We start from the raw sequence: 21,922 nt of genomic DNA on the forward strand, positions 1-21,922 counted from the left end.
GGCGGCCGGCATGCCTGAAGGAGATACCGTCTGGCGCGCGACCAAGCGCCTCGACCAGGCGCTCGGCGGGAAGGTGCTGCTGAAGACCGACTTCCGCGTACCGACGCTGGCCACGACAGACCTCAGCGGCCAGACGGTCGTCGAGGTCGTGCCGCGGGGCAAGCACCTGCTGATGCGCCTGTCCGGCGGTACGACGATCCACAGCCACTTCCGGATGGACGGCAGCTGGCACCTGTACCGTCCTGGTGAGCGGTGGAGAGGTGGGCCCGACCATCAGGTTCGGGCGGTGCTGTCGACAGAGTCGTGGACGGCGGTGGGCTATCGGCTGCCGGTCCTGGAACTCGTCGCGACTTCCGACGAGGAGAGCGTGGTCGGGCATCTCGGGCCCGATCTGCTGTCACCGTCGTTCGACCGGACGGTTGCCCTCGACAACTTGGCGGCCGAGCCCGGGCGGACGATCAGCGAAGCCCTGCTCGATCAACGGAACCTGGCCGGCATCGGGAACTTCTATCGCACAGAAGTCTGTTTCCTGCTCGGGCTGCATCCCTGGCGCCCGGTCTCGACAGTCGATCTCGGCGCCGCGGTTGACCTGAGCCGGCGGCTGATGAAGGCGAACCTGGTGCACGCCGCGCAGGTCACGACCGGCGTGGACCGGCCAGGCCAACGCAGCTGGGTCTTCGAGCGGCCCGGAAAGCCCTGCCGACGATGCCGTACGACGATCCTGACGGCTCCGATCGGTGAAGCACCGCGGGCGCGGGTCAGCTACTGGTGCCCGCGGTGCCAGCCCGAGAACTGGGCTGTGGACAACCCCGGCACCTAGGACAAAAACGGATACCTTCTCTGACGAGACGAGATCGAACGTGTGTTCGACTCGGAGAGGAGAAGGTGATGACCACGATCTGCCGCGAGCGACCGGGCGCCGACTACGCCCAGCAGGTGCGGGACCTGATCAACGACCAGGGCTGGGTCGTCGAGCATCTCGACCGACGGACACCGGTCACTTCGACTGTGGGCCTGTGCCGGCGCGGGCATCCGGAGTTCGTAGTGCTCGGCTGCGACGCACTGGAGGGGTTCCGGCTGCTGGAGCCGATGGCCCTAGCGGTCGAGGACGGTCAGCAGTTTCACGGGAGCACCGACCTGACCCGCCTCCGCCCGGGCCCGGAGCAGATCATCCTGGTCCACTTGCTGACCACCGCGCCGTACCTACCCACGGCGAACAAGCTGTTCCGCCGCGAGGGCACAGCGCCGATCCCCGCGTTCGTCCTACTCCGGACCGATCTGCTCTGGGAGCCGTCGAACGTCGAGAGGCCGCCGCGCGTCGAGGCGACGTTCGACTTCCGCACGCCGCTCCCCCAGCCGGCGCTGCCGGTAGGGGACGCGTGATGACGACCGGATCAGGCCGCGACGACCTCGGGCTCGATCGTCGTGTGCGCCAGCACCAGGGCCTCTTCACGGGCCAGGTCCTCGCTCACCTCGGCGAAGATCATCGAGAGCGGGACGTCGAGGGCCGTGCAGATCGCTGCCAGCAGCTCGCTCGAGGCTTCCTTCTGACCGCGCTCCACCTCGGAGAGGTAGCCCAGGCTCACCCGGGCCTCGGCGGACACCTCGCGCAGAGTGCGCCCCTGGCGCAGCCGCTTACGCCGCAGTACGTCGCCCAGCAGGCCACGAACCAGCACCATGAGGTTTCTCCCTTCCGCCTGTCGGACCGAATCTACTCGCACCGTAGCTCGACCGTGGGAACCAACGGTACCCGTTGCCGGGTCACTACTGTTCGCAACGTCCAGCTTCGGTGCGCCGCTCCAGTCTGCCCTACCTCTGCCCATGCTGGTCTCAACACCCCGATCAGCCCGGATCTTCCGTCATCAACTCGGCTCCGAGCCGCAGAACCGCTTCGACACTCTCCCAGCGAATGGTGGCGCGGTCTCCGCTCAGCGACAGCTTCCGGACCTCGACCTTGGAGGGGCCCGCTGCCGCGACGTACACGGTGCCGGCCTCGATGCCCGCTTGCGGATCCGGTCCGGCCACACCGGTCGTGGCGAGGCCGTAGGTGGCCCCCAGCCGCTCCCGGACGCCCGCCGCCAGCGCGTGGGCCGTATCGGCGTGCACGGGCCCGACAGCGGCCAGCAGGTCCTCGGGGACACCCGCGAGGGTCGCCTTCAGGTCGGTGGCGTAGACGATCACACCGCCGCGGTAGACCGCCGAGACGCCCGGGACGTCGGTCAGCGTGGCACCGACCAGGCCGCCGGTCAGCGACTCGGCGGTGGCGACGGTGGCTTCGCGCTCCTTCAGCAGCTCGACGAAGCCCGCGAGCGCCGCGTCCAGGCCGTCCTGGCGCGTCGCAGCAGTTCGGTCGCGTGACGCGCTGTGCCGTCCGGTGCCGTCGGAGGTCGGCGTGTTCGTGCCATCTGCTCCGGGCGTGTCGCCGGCGGTCATGGGAGCGGACGTTTGGCGGCGGCGCGCAGGCGGAGCGCGCGGCCGACGTAGTCGAGGCCGGTCGCGATCGTCACGATCACGGCAGCGGCCATGAAAGCCACGGCGGTCCAGTGCAGGACTGCCACCGAGTGCCAGGGAAGGAGGTAGAGACCGAGTGCGATCGCCTGCAGGACCGTCTTCAGCTTGCCGCCACGGCTGGCCGGCATCACGCCGTGCCGGATCACCCAGAACCGGAGCGCGGTCACCCCCCACTCGCGGACCATCACGACGATGGTGACCCACCACGGCAGGTCGCCGAGCAGCGACAGCCCGATGAACGCGGCACCGGTGAGCGCCTTGTCGGCGATCGGGTCGGCGATCTTCCCGAAGTTGGTGACCATGTTCCAGCGGCGCGCGATGTCACCGTCGAACCGGTCGGTGACGATCGCGACCACGAAGGCGGCGGTCGCGAGCAGCCGGTTCCCGTCGTCGGCACCGCCGTCACGCAGCAGCAGCCAGACGAACAACGGCACCAGGACGAGCCGCAGCACCGTCAGCGCGTTGGCCACGTTCCAGGCGCTCGGCGCGCTGATCGGACCGGTGCCCGCGTGCGGCACCGGATTCGTCGGCGGGTTCGTCACGCGGTCAGGTTAGCTGCCTGGACGAGTTCCTGGGGCTGCACGTGCGCGGCGTACTCCGCGACGAGGTCGACGCCCTCGCTCGCCACCACGGTGGCGACGACGAGATCGCCGAGCGCCAGACCGTCGGGAAGTCCGGTGAGCGTGGTGGAACCGTCGACCTCCGGACCCTGGTGCGCAGCGCGGCCTTCGGCGGTGTCGCCGTCCAGGGACTCGACCAGCACCTCGACCGTCTCGCCGGCCCGAGCCTCGGCCCGGGCCGACGTCAGATCCTCGGCCAGCCGCGTCACCCGGTCCAGCCGGGCCGCGATGGTGTCCTCGTCCAGCTTGCCGTCGTAGGTCTCGGCCTCGGTGCCGTCCTCGTCGGAGTACCCGAACACCCCGATCGCGTCGAGCCCGGCGCGGGAAAGGAAGTCGCAGAGAATGTCCACGTCCTCCTCGGTCTCGCCCGGGAACCCGACGATCACGTTGCTCCGGATGCCGGCGGTCGGCGCCTGGGCGCGGACCTGCTCGATCAGCTCGAGGAACCGCTCCGCGTCACCGAACCGGCGCATCCGCCGCAGCAGCGGACCGGACGCGTGCTGGAACGACAGGTCGAAGTACGGGACGACGCCAGGCGTCGAAGTCATCGCCGTGAGCAGCGTCGGGCGCATCTCAGCGGGCTGCAGGTACGAGACGCGAACGCGGGTCAGGCCCGGCACGGCAGCGATCTCGCCGACCAGGGTCTCCAGCAGCCGCAGGTCGCCCAGGTCCTTACCGTACGAGGTCGAGTTCTCGGAGACGAGGAAGACCTCGCGTACACCGTGCTCGGCCAGCCAGTGCGCCTCGCCGAGCACCTCGGTCGGGCGCCGCGACACGAACGCGCCGCGGAAGGCCGGGATCGCGCAGAACGCGCAGCGCCGGTCGCAGCCGGAGGCCAGCTTCAGCGGCGCCATCGGCCCGCCGTCCAGCCGCCGCCGCATCACGCGCGGCCCGCTCGCCGGTGCGCTCGCGAGGTCCGGCGCGTCGATCTTCAGCTCGGAGGGGTCGCTCGGCTTGACCGCACGGCCCTTGAACTCGGCCGTCGCACCGGCGGCGAGCGCGTCAACGTCCGCGGAACCGTTCGTGGGCTTCAACGAAGAGGGGATGTGAGAACCGTGCGCACCAGCAGCCACGTGCGCGGACACCGCGCCACCCGCTGCAGACGCCGTGCGGCCCTGCGCAGAGTCGGCGTCGCTTCCCGCCTTGTCCTTGCCCGCGTGTGCGGAGCCGAGGTCGGTGGGGGTGTCGCCGTGGCCAGGGACTGCGACGCCGTGAGCGCCGGCCCGGTCGGCCGGGGCGAGCGGGAGCAGCTTGCGGCGGTCGCGCGGTACGTGCGACTGGTGCTTGGTCCCGGCCAGGATCGAGCGCAGCTTGTCGGAGATGTCCGCGTAGTCGTCGAAGCCGAGCACCGCGTCGGTCTCCGGCAGCGCGTCGGCCAACTGCTCGCCGTACCGCTCGGCAAGGCAGCCGACGGCGACGACGGCCTGGGTGCGGCCCGAGTCCTTGTAGTCGGAGGCGGCCAGCAACGTGTCGACCGAGTCCTTCTTGGCGGCCTCGACGAATCCGCAGGTGTTCACCACCACGGTGTCCGCCTCGGACGCGTCCTCCACCAACCGGAACCCGCCGGCCTCCAGCCGGCCGGCCAGTTCCTCGGAGTCCACATCATTACGAGCACAGCCCAGCGTGACCAGGGCGACAGTCGTGGGGTTCGTAGTCATCACCCCGAGTATGACTGCTGCGACCCCAACGGCCCTAACCAGTCACCTCCACCCAGGCGGAACGCAGGTGCCGGGCGACGAGTACTAGCCAGCGCAGAACGGCCGGAACCGGGACAGGTCCTGGTCGAGCCTGGCCAGGCGGTCGAAGCCCCAGGTCTGGACGCCCGGGCGGTCCACCTCGTCCAGGATCCGCGCGGTCAGGTCGCCGAGGGCCCGCGAAAGGAGCGCGTACTCCAGGTGAACGAGGCTCAGGTCGCGGGCGCCGTACTCGGTGAGGAAGTCCTCCAGGTGCCGGGTCTCCGCGGCGATCCAGAGGTCGTGCTCCCGAGGGGCGATCGCTGTCTGGTCCCAGTCGAGGATCGCGGCGATCTGGTTGTCGCCGTCGATGAGCAGGTTTTGCGCGATGAGATCCGTGTGACAGATCACTTCAGGGGCTGGGCTCTGACGCGCGCGGTGTACGACGTTGCCGAGGCGGTCGATGGCGGCGACCAACTCGTTGCCGCGTGGCGCGATCCAGGGGTGGTCCAGCCGGTCGAGCAGGAGACGCGCGTACGAATCGTCGGTACGGGCGACTGTGAGCGCGGCCGGGATCGGACGGGCGTTCGTGGACCTGCCGGAGGGCGCGCGCCCATTGGCGCCAGTCGCTGTCTACTGCCGGACGGCCTTGTACGGCTGGGAACACAGCGTACGAGCGGTCGTTCCAGGTCGCCTGGACGGCGCCGGACGTGGTGGAGATCGGAGCGGCGACGGGGAGACCGAGGTTCTGCAGTTCGTGAAGGACCTCGAGCGAGCTCGGCTCCGGAGTGATCCCGACACGCCACACCTTCACGAACCAGGTGCCGTCGGCAACCCAGCCTTCGCTCTCGAACCCGCCGGCGTGTGCCACCAACTCCGAGACGGTCAGGCGGTAGTCCCGTGCGAGATCAGCCGGCGTGGGCCTACGAGACGCCGCGGAATCTCCCTCGGCTTCGGAAGTGGGTCTGCGGGAGTCACTCATCACGGCGTCCGCCTCCCCCACGTGCCCCTCGGGAGATCAGGGCGTCTTCTGGATCGCGCCGGTCGGGGTGATGAGGAAACGCTTGCTGGCGGGCGTCGCCTTCTTGCCGTTGATGGTGATCGTGAGGTTCTTGAGCGCGCCGACCTGGACGCGGATCGAGCCCGGGTACGTGACGGTCTGCGTGGAACCGGTGCCGAGGAGGCCCTGGAAGAGCTTCTCGCCGTAGTAGTTCCGGAGGGTCACGTAGGTGCCTTCTCCGGTGGACTTGAGCACCACGACGACCTTCGAGGGCGGCTTCGGCTTCACGGGCGTGGACGGCTTCGGCGGCGCTGGCTTGGTGGCCGTCGGCTTGACCGGGGTCGTGACGGCGGGAGTCGGGCTCGCGGTACGAGACGCGTTGGCCTCGACGTCGCTCGGCAGCGTGAACAGGCGAACCATGCCCCAGCCCATCAGACCGACGAGAATCGCGCCGACGACAACCGCCCACCGCGGGCGAACCGGGTGCAGACGCGGTTTACGCGGCTCGATGCGTTCGTCGCGGCGGGCGCGGTCGGGTTCGCTGGGTGGGTACGCCTCGTCGAACGCCGCCAGCAGCGGCGCCGGGTCGGCCTTGACCACACGGGCGATCGAGCGGATGTGGCCGCGAGCGTAGAAGTTGCCACCACAGCGGGAGAAGTCGTCGGCCTCCATCGCGACCAGCAGACCGGTTCTGATCCGGGTGGCCGCGCTGAGCTGCTCGATCGACAGGTCCGCCCGTTCGCGGGCCGCCGTGAGCTCACTGCCGATGGTCACGATCCCACCGCCTCTCCACCACCCGTGTGCTTCACCGATCCGCCGACATCAAGTCAACGGCCTTGGCCCGGCGGGGTCACGGCAGAGTCAGATTTGTTCCCTGACCGGACATCTCGCGTCCGCCAGCATGTGCAAAGCCTGTACCACTTCCCCGTTCGACGGACGTGCCGTCAACCCGAACGGTACCGCGAGAGAGGTTCCGGTGAGGCGACGGTTGGCGTCCGTGGTCCTGCGCGTCGCGGCCGGCATCGTGGCCAGCACCGGTCCTGGGTCAAGCAGGTGAACGGCGATCCGGCCGTCGTCGAGGGGGTGCCGGCGGCGCAGGACGCTGACCTCCTCGATCTCTTCCCAGCGGGTGCCGATCCACTCGTCGTTGATCCGCAGCCGGATCCCGACGCGGTCGGCGACCAGCATGTCCCCGACGGTCAGGGCGCGTGCGCAGATGACGGCCAGGGTCGCAAAGGCGGCCGCGGCGAACCAGCGGAGCACGCCGGTCGGCGAGGTCGATGCCGAGGTCGCGAAACCGATCGCGACCAGCCCGGCGCCGACCGCGAGGGCACCGTGCACCTTCTGGGAGGAGCGCACGGTGAACTCCTGCTCCAGCTCGTCGGGTTCGACGTCGAACTCCGCGACGTCGAACTGGGCGTCGTACACCGGTGCCTCACCCTCGTACGCCGGGACGTCGCCGCCCGGACCGTTCAGTCGTTCGTCCCGCGTCGACGCCCCACTGCGCGCCTCGACGGGGGTCTCGTTGCGGACCCGCACAGGACCACCCACCTGCGCACCGACGGAGGCCTGCGCGCCGACCAGAGCCAGCCCAGGCGCCACGTCAGCTGGGAAACTGGTGGGCCCCTCCTTCTCGCGGCGTTCCTGCGCGATGCTCCGCACGGCGGACTGTTGCTTCTGCCGAGCCGACGGAACCTGACGGGCCGCCGGGTGGGCCCCCTCGGACGCGGTTGCGCGCGGCGCGCGGGAAGTCGATGTCTGCGGCATCGGACGAGCGCCCTCACGCGTCGACGTCTGCGGGACCGGACGGACGCCCTGAGGCGCCGGGTCGGCGTCTTCGGACGTCTGCGGCGTCGGGTCGGCGTCCTGGGACGGCTGCGCGGCGGGCCGGGCGCTCTGGGGCGACTGCACCGCGGCGCGGGTGCCATCAGGCGCCGCGGGCTGTGGAGCTGGGCGGTTGCCGGTTGGGGAAGACAGTGGTTGCGCGCCGCGGGTGGGCGCTGTCTGGCGGAGCGCGCGGCCGGAGGGGCCGGTCTGCTCCGCTTCGGGTGCGGAGGGGCGTGGCGCGGGCGCCTGCGGGATGGGCTGGGCGCTGCGCTGCTTGGGCTGCGGCATGGTGGATTCCGGGGCGGCGGGGGTGGTGGGGTCGGACGGCTCACGGGGGATCTTGGTGGGGGCCGGCACAGTCACTCTCCTCGCAGGGTGGCGACGAAGTCCTCTAGGTCGTCGGGTTTGACCAGGACGTCCCGGGCCTTGGAACCCTCGCTCGGCCCGACCACTCCCCGGCTCTCCAGGATGTCCATCAGCCGGCCCGCCTTCGCGAAACCGACCCGGAGCTTGCGCTGCAACATCGACGTGGAACCGAACTGGGTGGAGACGATCAATTCCGCGGCCTGGACGACCAGGTCGAGGTCGTCGCCGATCTCGTCGTCGAGATCCTTGCTCGGACCGGCGGCCGCCGTGACGTCCTCGCGATACGTCGGCTGCAGCTGCTCCTTACAGTGCTCGACGACCGAGCGGATCTCGTTCTCGGTGACCCAGGCGCCCTGGATCCGCATCGGCTTGCTCGCGCCCATCGGCAGGAACAGGCCGTCGCCCTGGCCGACCAGCTTCTCCGCGCCGGGCTGGTCCAGGATGACCCGGCTGTCCGCCAGCGACGAGGTCGCGAACGCCAGCCGGGACGGCACGTTGGCCTTGATCAGACCGGTCACCACGTCCACCGACGGCCGCTGGGTCGCCAGCACCAGGTGGATACCGGCCGCACGGGCCAGCTGCGTGATCCGGACGATCGAGTCCTCGACGTCGCGCGGCGCGACCATCATCAGGTCGGCGAGCTCGTCGACGATCACCAGAAGGTACGGGTACGGCGTGAGCACGCGCTCGCTGCCCGGCGGCGGCTTCACCTTGCCGCCGCGGACCGCCTTGTTGAAGTCGTCCACGTGCCGGAAGCCGAACGCCGCGAGATCGTCGTACCGCATGTCCATCTCACGGACGACCCACTGCAGCGCCTCGGCCGCCTTCTTGGCGTTCGTGATGATCGGGGTGATCAGGTGCGGAATGCCCTCGTAGTTGTTCAGCTCGACCCGCTTGGGGTCGACCAGGATCATCCGCACCTCGTCCGGGGTGGCCCGCATCAGGATCGAGGTGATCAGCGAGTTCACGAACGACGACTTACCCGAACCGGTCGCACCCGCGACCAGCAGGTGCGGCATCTTCGCCATGTTCGCGACCACGAACCCGCCCTCGACGTCCTTGCCCAGGCCGGCCACCATCGGGTGGTGGTCGTTGCGGGCGGTCGCCGAACGGATCACGTCGCCGAGGCTGACGATCTCCTTGTCGGTGTTCGGGATCTCGATACCGATCGCGGACTTGCCCGGGATCGGGGACAGGATCCGGACGTCGGCCGAGGCCACGGCGTACGCGATGTTCTTCGACAGCGCGGTCACCTTCTCGACCTTCACCGCCGAACCGAGCTCGACCTCGTACCGGGTGACCGTCGGGCCACGGGTGTAGCCGGTGACCTGAGCGTCGATGCCGAACTGGTCGAACACCTCGGTCAGCCGGTCGACGACAGCGTCCGAAGCCTTCGTCCGGGCCTTGTGGACCGAACCCGGCTTCAGCGTGTTGCCGTCGGGAAGCGTGTAGGTGATGTCGCCGGACAGGCTGAGCTGCTCGACGCGCTGCGGCAGCGGCGTGTGCGGCGGCGGCTCCGGGGCGGACTCGGCCTTGGCAGCCTTCGAGCTGCCGCCCGTGCTGGCCGGGCCGGAACCCGATGCGGCGAGATCGGTGGTGTCGGCGTCGCCGTCGACGTCGTACGGGTCCTCGTCGACCGGCGGCTTGGTCTTGCGGCCCCGCTTGGAGATCTCGCGGCCCTCGAGGACCGGCGAGTCGTACGGCCTGACCGTCGGGTCGCCGTCGTCGTCGAGCGCTGCCTTGGCGCGACGCTCCTTGCGGGTGAGCCGCACGGTGTCGTCGGTGCTCGGCTGCGCGGACGGCGCGTCCGCGGGGATCTCGGTCCGGCCGAGCAGTACGTCGAACGCGGCGCGGACCCGGACCGGGATCGCGTAGATCGGCGTACCGGTGACGACCAGCGCGCCGAAGATCGTCAGCAGCACCAAGAGCGGCGAGGCGACGTACGTCGTGAGCAGGTCGGACAGGAGCGAGGAGACGACGTACCCGATCGCGCCGCCGGCGTCCTGCAGCGGCGGGTCGCCGGCTTCGCTCGGGCGCGGGATGCCGTGCGCGATGTGGACCAGTCCGAGGATGCCGAGCGAGATCGACGTCCAGCCGATCACCTGGCGTCCGGCCGGGCCGTTGCGGTCCGGGTGCCGCAGGGTGCGCAGCGCGATGAACAGGAGCATCAGCGGCACGGCCCAGCCGAGCATGCCGACACTGCCGCTGACCACGGTGCGGATCGCGTTGCCGACCGCGCCGGGCAGCGTCCACCAGATCGCGGCCGCGACGATCACGGCCAGCCCGATCAGGCCGAGGCCGGCGCCGTCGCGGCGGTGCGCAGGGTCGAGGTCGCGGGCGCCGTTGCCGACGCCGCGGACGATGCTGCCGAGCAGGTGCGCGAAGCCGAGCCACAGCTTCACCAGGCCGCGGCCGATCGCGATCATCGCGGCCGCGAACGGTCCCGCTCCCCCGCTCGCGCCGGATTTGGGCGTGCTGGTCCGCGCGGCGGTGCTACCACCGCGCTTCGCGCTCTGCCCACGCTTCTGGGCGCCAGACGGACGGGAGCGTCCACCGGCCGCCGATCGCGCCGAACTCGGGCGACCTGCTGCCGACTTCTGCGCCCGCGCCGGGGAAGACGTGCGGGTCGCCATGCTGCCCAGGCTACCCCGCCGACCACTCGAGCCACACGTGTCACACGCCGATCACACCACCCCATCCGTCCCGTCACAGGCCACCGCTGCGCGCTGAGACGGGGTGGGGTGCGGCGCGAGTTCTGGTGGTGCGCACACGGCGTGTTGCGCGGGGCGACGTACTTCGGAGGGCGAGCGAGATCGCGCAGGACCGCCGCTTGCGCGATCCGTCGGCGGCCGGATCTGGCGAGGCCGGGAGGCCGCCGGGCCTGGCGCGCGTGGGACGTCGCAGGGCCTGGCGAGTCCGGGAGGCTGCCGGGCTTGGCGCGGACAGTTGCCGGGCCTCGCGCGGGAAGGTCGCCGGACCTGACGCGGATGCAGGATCCGGCGGACCTGACGCTGTTCGAAGGCGCCGGACCTGATGCGGGTGGAAGATCGCCGGATCTTGAGCGGGTGTGAAGTCGCCGACCTGGCGAGTGTCCGCCGGGCTTGGGAAACAGCCGAGCCAGCAAGGCGCCGCCGGGGTGGCGGAGTAGGTCGGTGAGCGGCGGGGGCGGGTTCGTCACGCGGCGGCGGTGAGTCGTCGCGAAGCGCGCGGAGCGGAGGTGATGTGGGTCGGTGAGCAGTGCGAGGGCGGCGGGGTGGTGAGCGGTGTGGGTCGGAGAGCGGCGTGGGGGCGGCGGGCCGGTGAGCCACGCGGGGCCGGGAATGGGTCGGAGAGCGGCCCCAAAGCGTCGGTTGGTGAGCGGTGCGGGGGCGGTGGGTCATCGCGCGGCGCGCGGGGGCGGGTCGGAAGACGGCGCCGGGCGGTGAGCTAGTGAGCTACGCCGGGCGGTGTGGGTCGAGTAGCGGCGCGGGGGCGGCGGGTTGGCGAGCGGCGCGCGGTGGCCGGCATGAGTTGGTGAGCGGCGCGGCGCGCGGGGGTGGTGTGGTCGGAAAGCGGTGCGGGGCGGTGGGGTTGGTGCCGCGGGGGTGTCGGGGGGCGGCGTGGGTCGTCGCACGGCGCGCCGCGCGGGGTGATGCGGCGCGGCGGGGGCGGTGTGGGTCGGTGGGCCGGGCGGGGCGGGGGTTTCGCCGCGGCGGAGTGGGTGGTTACGGGGTGTAGTTTCGGGGGTGGGTTTGTGACGGTTTGGTGGGGTGGCCAACTAAATGGGGGTTGGGGGCATCCGACCGGGTGGTCGAGGTGAAGGTGGCGGGTCGAGGTGACGGGATTGCGGGTTCGGTTGACGGTGTTGGTGGCCGGGCTGACCGTGGCGGCGGCTGTGGTGGGTGGGACTGTGGCGTTTCGGCAGGTGCCTCGGGAGCGGGTGGATGCGGCGGGGCCGTTGGCGGGGGCGGGTGGGAAGACTTCGGCGGGGACGGCTGATGGGAAGCCGGTTGAGGTGAAGGTGGCTCTGGCGAAGCTTCCGGTGGGGCAGGGGCCTCAGATGGCGTTTCTGGTTGATCGGGTCGTGCGGGGCGGGACCGGGCCGGTGGTCGAGGTGCCGGGGAAAGAGCCGATCGAGCAGGTTGTTCGGTTCGGGGGTGGGGTGCTCGTGGTGGTGTCGACGGGTGACTTCACGACCGAGCTGAGGAGGGTCGAGCCGTACGCGGAAGCGTTCAGCGCTGGGCGGGTCGCCGGGGTGACGAGTCTGGTCACGTCGCCGGAGGAGGACCTGGCGGCGTACGCGGTGCAGGATCAGAGCGCCGTGTACTGGGCGGACTCGCGGGACACCGAGTTGGTGCAGCGGTCGTTGAAGCGGGCCGAGTACGGGCGGACGAACGTGCTGGCGGTGCGTGGGGACGTGGTGTATTTCGGGGCCGAGGGCAAGGGGTATCCGGCGCCGGAGAAGTACTACCGGTGGGACTCGAAGTCGGGGCAGGTCAATGCGATCACTGGGGTGCGGACGATCGAGGGGGTCAACAGCGGCGGGACTGCGGTTGCCGAGTTCGTGAGCGGGGCGGCTCAGACGTTCTGCAGTTCGGTGGCTGAGTTGCCCAGCGGGAAGCGCAACTTCACGACCTGCCAGTACTCGCTGGACGGGTTCACGCCGGATGACCGGACTGTTGTGGCCAGCGAGGGCTTTCGGGGCGGTGGGGCTGAGCGGTTCACTGCGGCGCTGGATGCTGTGACCGGGCACGTTCGGCGGCAGTGGGTCGGGGTTCAGTTCGTGATGGCTGTGGCTGAGGACGACGACCACTTGTTGATGGTGGTCGACACGGGCGAGAACACTCCGGTGGGGATCATTCGGTGCAGCATCGCGGACGGGACGTGTGAGCTCGCGCTGGCACCGGATCGGTACGGGCGAAACAACGTGCAGTTGCTGGGCGCTCGGGTCTGAGAAACCCTCGGATCTGAGAAATCCTCTGGGCTGAGCGATCGTGGGTTGTCTCGACCGTGGTCCGGTGCGGCGGAGGTCGGTGCGGCGGAGGTCAGTGCGACCGCGGTCAGGTGCGGCGGAGTCTGAGGAGTTGCCAGGCGACCACGTAGAAGACCAGCGCGGCTACGGCTCCTGAGGCCAGGCCGGTGAGAGCGAAGCGGACTGCGGCTTCGCCGACCAGCTCGGAGTCCTGGGCGGCGCGGCGGACCTCGATCACGGCCGCGATGATCGCGAGGACGGCGGCAGCGGCCAGTACGGCGTACCGGGTGGTCGGGGCGAGGCCGGACTCGACCGGTGTCGGGGTGGTGCGGCGCCACCACAGGTACAGGTAGATGGCGATCAGCGCGATGCCGCCGACGCTGCTGACGTACTGGAGGACGCGGTTCACGTCCCAGGTCGGGGTGATCGCGGTGGTCAGGAAGGACCAGCGGTCGACGAAGTAGCCGTCGCCGTGGGTGAAGGAGTCCCAGAGGACGTGGGTGAAGCCGCCCAGGTAGAGCGAGACGACGGTCCAGAGCACGCTCGGGCATTGGGGTGCTGGGAGCCGGCCGGCCAGGGCTGCTGGGGCCAACGCGATCAGGGGTCGCTTCACCAGCAGGTGGAAGACCAGGAACGCGAGCAGCGCGAGGAGCGGGTCGAGCCAGAGTGCTGACGTGAAGTCGTGGGTGAGGGTCAGCGTCAGGTTGCCGTTGATGTACCGGGTCGCGAACGTGTAGAGCGGGCCGACGTACAGCAGATCGGGAGCCAGAGCGCCCGCGACCAGCGCGGACGCGACGAACGGCTTCCGGATCAGCGGGAGGACGGCGGCCGGGTGGGCCAACGGGAAAGGCACCGCCGCAGCGTACGGGATTAGGGGCTCACAGCAACAGAACGAGAGGTGAGGGCTGCCAACGGCGCGACGGACCGTGGCGGGGACGAGAACCACGGCACCGGCGGCGTACTGCACGGGCCACCGGGGATGACGAAGCGGGCGCCGGGGCGTGGGCTGCGTTGGGCAAGGAGCCGCGTCAGGCGCCGGTGACGCCGTCCAGGTGTTCGCGGAGGAGGTCGGCGTGGCCGCTGTGGCGGGCGTACTCGCCGATCAGGTGGATGTAGATCATCCGCAGCGACGACTCCTCGCCGGAGAACGTGAAGCGGTCATCGAGCGAGCGGCCGACGACGGCCTCGTCGGAGAGCTTCCACTCCTCGATCAGTGCCTCGTACGACGCCTGCGCGTCGGCCGCGTCGATCAGCTCGAAGTCCGCGTCCTTGCCGAGCGCTGGGTCGAAGACCGGCTCGGCCGGTACGTCGGCGAAGTGGATCCGGAACCAGATCCGCTCGACCTTGCGCGCGTGCCGGATCAGGCCGAGCAGCGACAGGGTGGACGGCGGGGCGCTGCGCTGGGCGAGCTGCTCCGGGGTCAGGCCCGCGCACTTGTGGAGCAGGGTCTGGCGGTAGAAGTCCAGGTAGCCGGCGAGCAGTTCGCGCTCGGGGGCGACGAGCGAGCCGGTCGGGCGCTCGACGGCGGGGGCGGTCCAAGTCATCCCGGCATCCTCCCCCGGCGAGGGCTCAGCCCGCATCCCGGTATCCCGCGTCCTCGCAGCGCCGCGTCCCCGCAGCCCTACATCCCCGCGGCCCCGGTCGCCGGGCGGCTGCCCGCGCTGTCGCCGCCGGGCAGGAACGCGTCGCAGCCCCACATCTCCCACATCTCCCGCATCCCCCCCGGCAGGGGCTCAGTTCGCGCTCAGGTATTTCAGGCCCTGCTTCAGGTAGGTGCGCGGGTTCGTGTCGAGTGCTGCGGCCCACAGCGGGTCGGGCTCGTCGCGGAGCCAGGCGTAGCGGGCTAGCGCGTAGCCGAACATCGCCTCCGTGAGGTAGCCGAGGCGGCTCGTGCGCCAGCCGGTCTGCGAGCGGCTGTATTCGAAGGCGGCGTTCGCGGTGAAGACGCCGAAGCCGAAGAAGACCGTGAAGAGGTCGGTCAGGGGCTCGTCGTCGCGGCGGTCGGGGTCGCTGCGGCCTTCGCCGATGAGGCGTTCGTGGCCTAGCTCGTGGGCGATGGCGGCGACGAGTGCGACCGGCTGGCGAGCTTTCGCCATCTCGACGGTGATCACCGAGCGACCGTTGCGGCGCCGCCAGTGCGCGGCTGCGCCGCGGGAGCTCATCTCCATCGGGAGTCCGTCGACGAGGTCGTCGAAGGCGTCGTCGGGTTCCAGGTCGAGGTCGATGCGGTCCACCGGTACGTCGACGAGGTGGGCGACGGTCGCGAAGACCGCACGGACATCAGCCTCGGCGCCGGTGTAGGACGAAGGAAAGAACTCCGCGGCCGGGAGCACTACCGGGCGGTGGAGCGGCTCGTCGCCGAAGGTCGTGACGAACCAGTCGAGGGATTCCTCGATCCAGGTTCGTTCTTCGGGTCGCACCGGGCACTTCGGTTGGCTCCACCACGGCATGGTCATCACCTCTCTCCGACTCAGATGCTGTGAACCGTCCGCCGGGTTCCCCGTCGGGGCCGTGAACAAGGCGGGGGTGAGGAGAGGGGGCGGGAGCGGGCCGGCACCCCGCCGGGGCATGACACTGGTCACCGCGTTCCGGTCAACCGCTGGCTGATCGGCCGAGGTCGTGGGCACGCGGTCCCCATCTCATAATGCGGTACGAGGTCTCACACAGCGAGATAGCTGCTGGCGCACCCACCACTCCCCCGGCTAACGTCTTCGGCAGGTCATGAGAGCCAGCGACAAGCCCCGGCTAGCTGGACGGCAACCCTCCACCGCGGTGGGGTGCCCCGGGTGAGGACCAGGCCGTGCGGACACCCCGTTCGGCAAGTGCGGACTTCCGGGAGCAGCAGCATGTCCATCCTCTCCATTCTCGAGCCGGCCAACGCCACCAGCACGCGGCAGGCGGTCGCCCGGCTCACCACCGGCAGCATCCCGGCCACGGTCGGCGCGGACCTGCTGGTGCCGCTGGCCGACGGCCGGGTCACCGACTACGCGAACTTCGACCACGGGGCGAGTGCGCCGTGTCTGGAGTCCGTACGCCGGGCTGTCGAGGCGGCGCTGCCGTCGTACGCGTCGGTGCACCGCGGCAACGGGTACGCGTCGCGGATCACCACGCAGTGGTACGAGCGCGCTCGCCGAGAGGTGCACGCGTTCGTCGGCGCTCGCGAGGACGACCAGGTGATCTTCACTCGGCAGACCACCGACGCACTGAACTTGCTCGCCAAGGCGCTGCCGGCCGACGCGACGGTGATCGTGTTCGAGTCGGAGCACCACGCGGCGCTGCTCCCCTGGCCGGCTGAGCGGACCGTCCGGCTCCCTGCGCCGACCACCACCGCAGGGGCGGTCAGCGCGGTCGCCGACGCGCTGCGTCAGGCGCCCGAGGGCCCGCGGCTGGTCGTCGTGACCGGCGCGAGCAACGTGACCGGTGAGATCTTCCCCGTCGCCGAGCTCGCCGCCGTCGCCCGGGCGCACGGTGCGCGGATCTGTCTGGACGCCGCGCAGCTCGCTCCGCATCGCGAGGTCGACATCGAGCAGCTGGACGTCGACTGGGTCGCGCTGTCCGGGCACAAGCTCTACGCGCCGTACGGCGCCGGCGCGCTGATCGGACGCTCCGACTGGCTGAACGCCGCCGACCCGTACCTGTACGGCGGCGGCGCGACCGCCGCTGTCACCACCGACACGACGGTCTGGAACGAGGGCCCGGCGCGGCATGAGGGCGGCTCCCCCAACGTGATCGGCGCGATCGCCCTGGCCGCCGCGTGCGCGGCGATCGCCCAGCACCGCGAGGCGATCGAGCAGCACGAGCGCAACCTGCTCGCGCGGCTGCGGACCGGTCTGGCGCAGATCGAGGGTGTCGAGACCTATGACATCTTCGGTGCCGACGCCGATCGGGTGGGGACGGTCTGCTTCACGATCGACGGACTCAACTCGACGCTGGTGTCGGCGGCGCTGTCGGCGGAGTACGGGATCGGCGTACGGGACGGGAAGTTCTGCGCGCACCTGCTGGTCGGTCACCTGCTGCAGGACTCCGGTACGGCGGTGCGGGCGAGTCTCGGGCTCGGCACGACGCGCGAGCACGTCGACCGGCTGGTCGGAGCGGTGCGCACGCTGGCGACCAAGGGCCTCACGCGGCAGTACGAGGAGTCGGCGCACGGCTGCCAGCCGGCCGACGACCCGCGGGACCTGGACGCTCCGCAGATCTGGTGAACACCCAGCACTCACCAACCTGCTGAACCAGGCCGAGCCACCGCTCGGCGAGGCCTGCGAGATCGCCCGAGGGCGAGGTTGGTGAGTGCTGCAGCTCCGGCGGCAGCAAGCGCTAGAGCGAAGACGGCACCGAAAGACCTGTGTGGTGAGCGGCGAACGCCAGCAGGTCGGCCCACTCCGAAGCGACCATGGCCGCGGGCTTCCCGAACCCGTGACCGGTGTCGACCTCGATCCTGGCCAGCACCGGCGCCTCCCCCGCCTGCGCGTGCTGCAGCGCGGCGATGAACTTGTGGCTGTGCAGCGGCACCACCCGGTCGTCGTGGTCACCGGTGACCACGAGCGTCGCCGGGTACGCCGTACCGTCGTGCAGGTTGTGCAGCGGCGAGTAGGCGAGCAGGTCCTCGAACTGGGCCGGGTCGTCGGGCAGACCGTAGTCCGACGCCCAGCCCGCGCCCACGGTGAACAGGTGGAAGCGCAGCATGTCCAGTACGCCGACGCCGGGCAGGGCGACGGCGAACAGGTCAGGCCGCTGCGTCATCACGGCTCCGACGAGCAGGCCGCCGTTGCTGCGCCCATGGATCGCCAGCTGCCCAGGCGTCGTCACTCCAGTAGCGACCAGGTGCTCGGCCACCGCGATGAAGTCGTCGAACACAGCCTGCTTGTTCGCCAGCCGCCCAGCGTCGTGCCACTCGCTCCCGAACTCACCGCCGCCCCGCAGGTTGGTGACGACCAGCACTCCCCCAGCGGCGAGCCACGCCGGCCAGCCCGGCCGGTAGTCGGCGAAGACGGGGATGCGGAAGCCGCCGTACCCCCACTGCAGCGTCGGCCGCGGCACGTCGAAGCCGAGATCACTCCGGCTGATCAGGTAGTACGGCACCTCACGAGCGGGGTCGACTCGACGCTCGACCACCACACCGGGAGGTGTGTAGGAGGTCAGTGGCGGAACCAGTTCCGGAAGGGCGCGGGCCGTGCCGTCGGTGATCACGTAGGCGACGGTTGGATCGACGGTCGTCGAGAAGCCGACGAACACCTCAGGAGACTTCATCGAAGAGTTCACCCCGACCAGTCCACCGGATCCGGCCGGGACGACCTGGGCATTGCCACCGTCGACGTCGTACAGCGTCAGCACCGGCTGCGCGTCGGCCAGCGACACCGTCACCAGGCCGCCCTCGGTCCCGTGGACCTCCAGCAGCGTCGCCGAGCTCTCTGGGATCACATCCACGAATTCCCCGGACAAATCGCTGGAGACCACCCGCCCGCGCGGAGCGTCACGGTCGGTCCGCAGGAGCAGCCGGTCGCCGTCCATCCGCACGAACAGCGCCTCGTACGCGAACTCGTCGATCACCTTCACCGGCTCGCCGAGCCCGCCGTCGACCAGCGGATACACCCACAGCCGGGTCCGCGGGTCGGTGCCCTCGAAGATGTGCAGTACGACGTACCGGTCGTCCTCGGTGACGGTGACGTCGAAGTAGAGGCGCTCGTTCGGGAGGCGCAGGACCAGCTCGTCCTCGCTCTGCGGCGTCCCGACCCGGTGCAGCTTCAGCTCGCCCGCCCCGAGCGCCCGCGTCTCCGTGCCCTCGGAGCGCCCACCCGACGGGTAGTGCACGTACAGGTACGCCGACGAGTCCGGCAGCCACGTCGCCTCGCTGAACTTCGCCTCGCCGACCACGTCGTCCACCGGCGACCCGGTGGCGATGTCGAGCAGCCGGAACGTGATCCAGTCGCTGCCGCTCTCGTTGATCCCGTACGCGAAGTACTTGCCGTCCGGACTGACCGTGAAGCTGCCGAGCGAGTCCGTGCCGCCCTCGGACAGCGTGTTCGGGTCGATCAGCACCCGGCCGCCGGCGAGCAGCTCGTCGAGCGACTCCGCGACGTACACGACGTCCTGCGCCTGGGTCCCGTCGTTGCGGCCGACGAAGTACCAGCCGGACTTGCGCACCGGTACGCCGGCCCGCGGCCGCGCCAGGATCGCGCTCATCGTCTCCTGGAACCACGCCCGTTCGCCGTACGACGAGAGCTCGGCCTCGGTGAACGCGTTCTGCCGCGTCACCCAGTCCTTCGTGCCGTCGGAGTCGGGGTCCTCCAGCCAGCGGTAAGGGTCGGCGATCTCACGTCCGTGCAGCGTGTCGACGACATCGTCACGGCGGCTCAGGGGGAACTCGGAGGTCATGCGGTCAAACCTAGCCCGACGCCGGCGCCGAACGCCGACGGATTTCCCTACCGACCAGCAACCGTCCCACCCGGCCCGGGCCTCCGGCTGGCGGCATCCCGCACAGGCGCCGGCCCCGGACCGGGTGGAACGTCCCCAGAGAGTGGCTCTAGTGGCGACGCGCCGGCGGCAGATCCTTGCGCCAGAGCACCTTCCCGTACAGGTCCCGCAGCGAGACCGTGAAGACCTCCGACCGCGGGTCGATCTCGACGTGCCCGAAGAACTGGTTGCCCCCGCTCGGCGGCTGGTTCGGGTAATCCGCCGCCTTCACGAACTCCAGCTGCGGCCCGAACGTCGGGTCGAGCGCGTTCGGGCCGAACGTCCCGGCGTTGACCGGCCCGGCGACGATCTCCCAGAACGGGTCGAAGTCGGTGAACGTCGCCTTCGCCGGGTCGTAGCGGTGCGCGGCGCAGTAGTGCACGTCCGCGGTCAGCCAGACCGTGTTCTTCACCTTGCGCCGCTTGAACTGGCTGAGCACCCAGGCGATCTCGTGCTCACGGCCACCGGGCGCACCGGCGACGCCGTTCGCGACGGCCTCGATCAGGTCGCCGTCCGGCACCAGTACGCCGAGCGGCATGTCGCTGGCGATCACCTTCCAGGCCGCCTTCGACGCCGCGACCTCGCGGACCAGCCAGGCGGCCTGCTCGGCGCCCAGCATCGCGACCGGGCCGGCCGTGCCCGGCGTCGGGTTGGCGCCGCGGTAGGTGCGCATGTCGAGGCAGAACACGTCGAGCAGCGGGCCGTAGCTGACCTTGCGGTAGATCCGCTCCCGGCCGCCCTGGTGCGCGATCGGCAGGTACTCCAGGAACGCCTTCTTCGCCCGCGACGCCAGCACGTTCACGCGCTTCTCGGTGTAGCGGTCGTCGGTGAGGATCTCGCCGGGGTACCAGTTGTTCAGCGTCTCGTGGTCGTCCCACTGGCTGACGATCGGTACGTCGGCGTACAGGTCGCGGACGTTGTGGTCCATCAGGTTGTACTTGTACCGGCCGCGGTACTCGGCCAGCGTCTCCGCGACCTTCGCGACCTCCTCGGTCACCACGTTCTTCCAGACCGTGCCGTCGGGCAGCGTCACCGCCGCCTCGATCGGGCCGTCGGCGTAGATGTTGTCGCCGGAGTGCAGGAAGAAGTCCGGGTTCGTGCGGTGCATCGCGCGATAGGCGACCATGCCGCCGAAGTCGGGGTTGATCCCCCAGCCCTGGCCGACGGTGTCGCCGGTCCAGACGAAGCTGATCCCGCGGTTGCGGCCGGGCGTGCTGAACGAGCCCTCGAGGCTCTCACCGCGGCGGCCGTACGCGTCCTCGAACGACACCCGGTAGTCGTAGCGCTGGCCCGGGCGCAGGCCCTTCAGCGGCAGCTGCGCGGTGAAGTCGTCGTCGGGACCGGTGACCGGGCCGCGGAGGCGGATCGCGCGGTCGAAGCGGCCGGTGCTGGTCAGGTCGACGACCAGCCGCGAGCGGCGGTCGGTGCGCGACCAGACGACGGCGGAGTTCTCGGTGACGTCCCCGCTCATCAGGCCCGACGGGAGGGCCGGGCGGTCGCGGCGGACGACGGATGGGACAGCAGCGGAAGCGACACCCGGTACGGCGAGCGAAGCGCCCGCCACGGAGGATGCGGCCAAGAGCTGGCGGCGGCTCAGGTTCATGTCCCGAAGGTGCTCCTCGTGAGTGACTGCCGCGTGACCCTGAGGCGAACTGACTGACAACTCAGCCACGCTGGTCCGGAGCTTGTGGCAGGCCCGATGATTGAGGGTGTGACCGAGGAAGGGACGATCAGCGCATGAGCAGGGAACGCCGCCTCGCGCAGGTCTTCGTCCTCCTCGCCGACACCCTGGTCGACGAGTTCGACCTGGTCGACTTCCTGGGCGTGCTCGCCGAGGTCAGCGTCGAGCTGCTGGCCGTCGACGCGGCCGGGCTGATGCTCGCCGACGACCACGGCGTACTGCACGTGATGGCGTCCTCGGACGACCAGGCCGAGATCCTCGAGCTGGTCGAGCAGCAGCACGAGGACGGGCCCTGTCTGGAGTGCTTCCGGACCGGTCAGCCAGTGCTCGACGCGGACATCAGCCGCTGGCCCGAGATCGCCAACTCCGGCGCCTACCTGTCGGCGCACGCGCTGCCGCTGCGGCTGCGCGGGCAGGTGATCGGCGTGATGAACCTCTACCGCTGCGACCCCGCGCCGCTACGCCCCGACGACGCCGAGCTCGGCCAGGCGCTGGCCGACATGGCCACGATCGGCATCCTGCACGAGCGCGAGATGCGCGGGTACGTCGAACTGACCGCCCAGCTGCGGCACGCGCTCGACAGCCGGGTCCAGATCGAGCAGGCCAAGGGCATGCTCGCCGAACGCGCCGGCCTGAGCCTGTCCGACGCCTTCACCGCGATGCGCTCGTACGCCCGCGGCCACAGCCAGGGCCTGACCGCGGTCGCACAGGGAGTGTTGGAAGGATCACTCAGGACGTCTGTCCTGCTGGCTCGCTAGTTGCGTGTCGCGTCCCGGCATGGTTCGGTTGTCGTCGTCAAGCCACATACTCGTGGCGCTGCCCTGGACCCCGGTAGCGCATCGA

General features: G+C 70.5%; 18 protein-coding genes and 1 riboswitch. Of the genes, 5 read left to right on the top strand and 13 right to left on the bottom strand.

What is annotated here, in order from left to right:
* The first annotated feature begins 10 nt into the window (after positions 1–10).
* Both ACZ6Z4_RS16255 and ACZ6Z4_RS16260 read left to right on the top strand, forming a co-directional pair.
* A complete protein-coding gene (locus ACZ6Z4_RS16255; RefSeq protein WP_465563906.1) occupies positions 11–820 on the top strand; it encodes an Fpg/Nei family DNA glycosylase in 810 nt (269 codons plus the stop codon).
* 68 nt (positions 821–888) lie between these two features.
* Positions 889–1,383, top strand: coding sequence for a DUF4262 domain-containing protein (locus ACZ6Z4_RS16260; protein WP_465563909.1), 495 nt, complete (start codon positions 889–891; stop codon positions 1,381–1,383).
* Between the two features lie 11 nt (positions 1,384–1,394).
* On the opposite strand, the gene ACZ6Z4_RS16265 is transcribed toward ACZ6Z4_RS16260, so the two are convergent.
* The 8 genes from ACZ6Z4_RS16265 to ACZ6Z4_RS16300 all read right to left on the bottom strand — a co-directional run bounded on the left by ACZ6Z4_RS16265 (position 1,395) and on the right by ACZ6Z4_RS16300 (position 10,630).
* Positions 1,395–1,679 (bottom strand): helix-turn-helix domain-containing protein, encoded by a 285-nt coding sequence (locus ACZ6Z4_RS16265; RefSeq protein WP_184794210.1) that lies wholly within the window; start codon positions 1,677–1,679, stop codon positions 1,395–1,397.
* A 163-nt stretch (positions 1,680–1,842) separates the two neighbouring features.
* A complete protein-coding gene (locus tag ACZ6Z4_RS16270) occupies positions 1,843–2,433 on the bottom strand; it encodes a CinA family protein (RefSeq protein WP_465563913.1) in 591 nt (196 codons plus the stop codon).
* On the bottom strand, positions 2,430–3,053 hold the full coding sequence (gene pgsA / locus ACZ6Z4_RS16275; RefSeq protein ID WP_363670678.1) for a CDP-diacylglycerol--glycerol-3-phosphate 3-phosphatidyltransferase: 624 nt from the start codon (positions 3,051–3,053) through the stop codon (positions 2,430–2,432). The genes ACZ6Z4_RS16270 and pgsA overlap by 4 nt, the downstream gene beginning before the upstream one ends.
* Entirely contained in the window at positions 3,050–4,789 is a 1,740-nt protein-coding gene (locus ACZ6Z4_RS16280; RefSeq protein WP_465563917.1) for a MiaB/RimO family radical SAM methylthiotransferase, read from the bottom strand. The genes pgsA and ACZ6Z4_RS16280 overlap by 4 nt, the downstream gene beginning before the upstream one ends.
* Positions 4,790–4,873: 84 nt before the next feature.
* Positions 4,874–5,380: a phosphotransferase gene (locus ACZ6Z4_RS16285; protein WP_465566733.1), complete on the bottom strand. Its 507-nt coding sequence runs from the start codon at positions 5,378–5,380 to the stop codon at positions 4,874–4,876.
* Positions 5,381–5,822: 442 nt separating this feature from the next.
* Positions 5,823–6,578: a RodZ domain-containing protein gene (locus ACZ6Z4_RS16290; protein WP_465563920.1), complete on the bottom strand. Its 756-nt coding sequence runs from the start codon at positions 6,576–6,578 to the stop codon at positions 5,823–5,825.
* Positions 6,579–6,665: 87 nt separating this feature from the next.
* Complete coding sequence (locus ACZ6Z4_RS16295) at positions 6,666–7,355, bottom strand: hypothetical protein (RefSeq protein WP_465563923.1); 690 nt, start codon at positions 7,353–7,355, stop codon at positions 6,666–6,668.
* Positions 7,356–7,990: 635 nt separating this feature from the next.
* On the bottom strand, positions 7,991–10,630 hold the full coding sequence (locus tag ACZ6Z4_RS16300) for an FtsK/SpoIIIE family DNA translocase (RefSeq protein ID WP_465563929.1): 2,640 nt from the start codon (positions 10,628–10,630) through the stop codon (positions 7,991–7,993).
* A 1,406-nt stretch (positions 10,631–12,036) separates the two neighbouring features.
* Here ACZ6Z4_RS16300 and ACZ6Z4_RS16305 point away from each other — a divergent pair.
* Positions 12,037–12,930 carry a hypothetical protein gene (locus ACZ6Z4_RS16305; protein ID WP_465563932.1) on the top strand — a complete coding sequence of 298 codons (894 nt, stop codon included), beginning with the start codon at positions 12,037–12,039 and terminating at the stop codon, positions 12,928–12,930.
* Between the two features lie 106 nt (positions 12,931–13,036).
* On the opposite strand, the gene ACZ6Z4_RS16310 is transcribed toward ACZ6Z4_RS16305, so the two are convergent.
* The 3 genes from ACZ6Z4_RS16310 to ACZ6Z4_RS16320 form a co-directional block, all read right to left on the bottom strand.
* Positions 13,037–13,801 carry a DUF4184 family protein gene (locus tag ACZ6Z4_RS16310; protein ID WP_465563935.1) on the bottom strand — a complete coding sequence of 255 codons (765 nt, stop codon included), beginning with the start codon at positions 13,799–13,801 and terminating at the stop codon, positions 13,037–13,039.
* A 175-nt stretch (positions 13,802–13,976) separates the two neighbouring features.
* Positions 13,977–14,492 (bottom strand): DinB family protein, encoded by a 516-nt coding sequence (locus ACZ6Z4_RS16315; protein ID WP_465563938.1) that lies wholly within the window; start codon positions 14,490–14,492, stop codon positions 13,977–13,979.
* 189 nt (positions 14,493–14,681) lie between these two features.
* Positions 14,682–15,398, bottom strand: a complete 717-nt coding sequence (locus tag ACZ6Z4_RS16320; RefSeq protein WP_465563941.1) for a hypothetical protein — start codon at positions 15,396–15,398, stop codon at positions 14,682–14,684.
* Between the two features lie 267 nt (positions 15,399–15,665).
* Positions 15,666–15,779, top strand: a riboswitch (SAM riboswitch).
* A 15-nt stretch (positions 15,780–15,794) separates the two neighbouring features.
* Here ACZ6Z4_RS16320 and ACZ6Z4_RS16325 point away from each other — a divergent pair.
* A complete protein-coding gene (locus tag ACZ6Z4_RS16325; RefSeq protein ID WP_465563944.1) occupies positions 15,795–17,150 on the top strand; it encodes an aminotransferase class V-fold PLP-dependent enzyme in 1,356 nt (451 codons plus the stop codon).
* A gap of 112 nt (positions 17,151–17,262) precedes the next feature.
* Here the strand turns inward: ACZ6Z4_RS16325 and ACZ6Z4_RS16330 are convergent, their stop codons facing one another.
* Together ACZ6Z4_RS16330 and ACZ6Z4_RS16335 are read right to left on the bottom strand one after the other, a co-directional pair.
* The gene (locus ACZ6Z4_RS16330; protein ID WP_465563947.1) at positions 17,263–19,320 is read right to left on the bottom strand and encodes a prolyl oligopeptidase family serine peptidase; all 2,058 of its coding nucleotides are present in this window, start codon (positions 19,318–19,320) and stop codon (positions 17,263–17,265) included.
* Between the two features lie 148 nt (positions 19,321–19,468).
* Positions 19,469–21,001, bottom strand: a complete 1,533-nt coding sequence (locus tag ACZ6Z4_RS16335; RefSeq protein WP_465563950.1) for an alkaline phosphatase D family protein — start codon at positions 20,999–21,001, stop codon at positions 19,469–19,471.
* A gap of 134 nt (positions 21,002–21,135) precedes the next feature.
* Between ACZ6Z4_RS16335 and ACZ6Z4_RS16340 the strand changes: the two genes are divergently transcribed.
* The gene (locus ACZ6Z4_RS16340; RefSeq protein WP_465563953.1) at positions 21,136–21,837 is read left to right on the top strand and encodes a GAF domain-containing protein; all 702 of its coding nucleotides are present in this window, start codon (positions 21,136–21,138) and stop codon (positions 21,835–21,837) included.
* Positions 21,838–21,922 lie beyond the last annotated feature (85 nt).

The organism is Kribbella sp. NPDC104740, assembly GCF_055583505.1.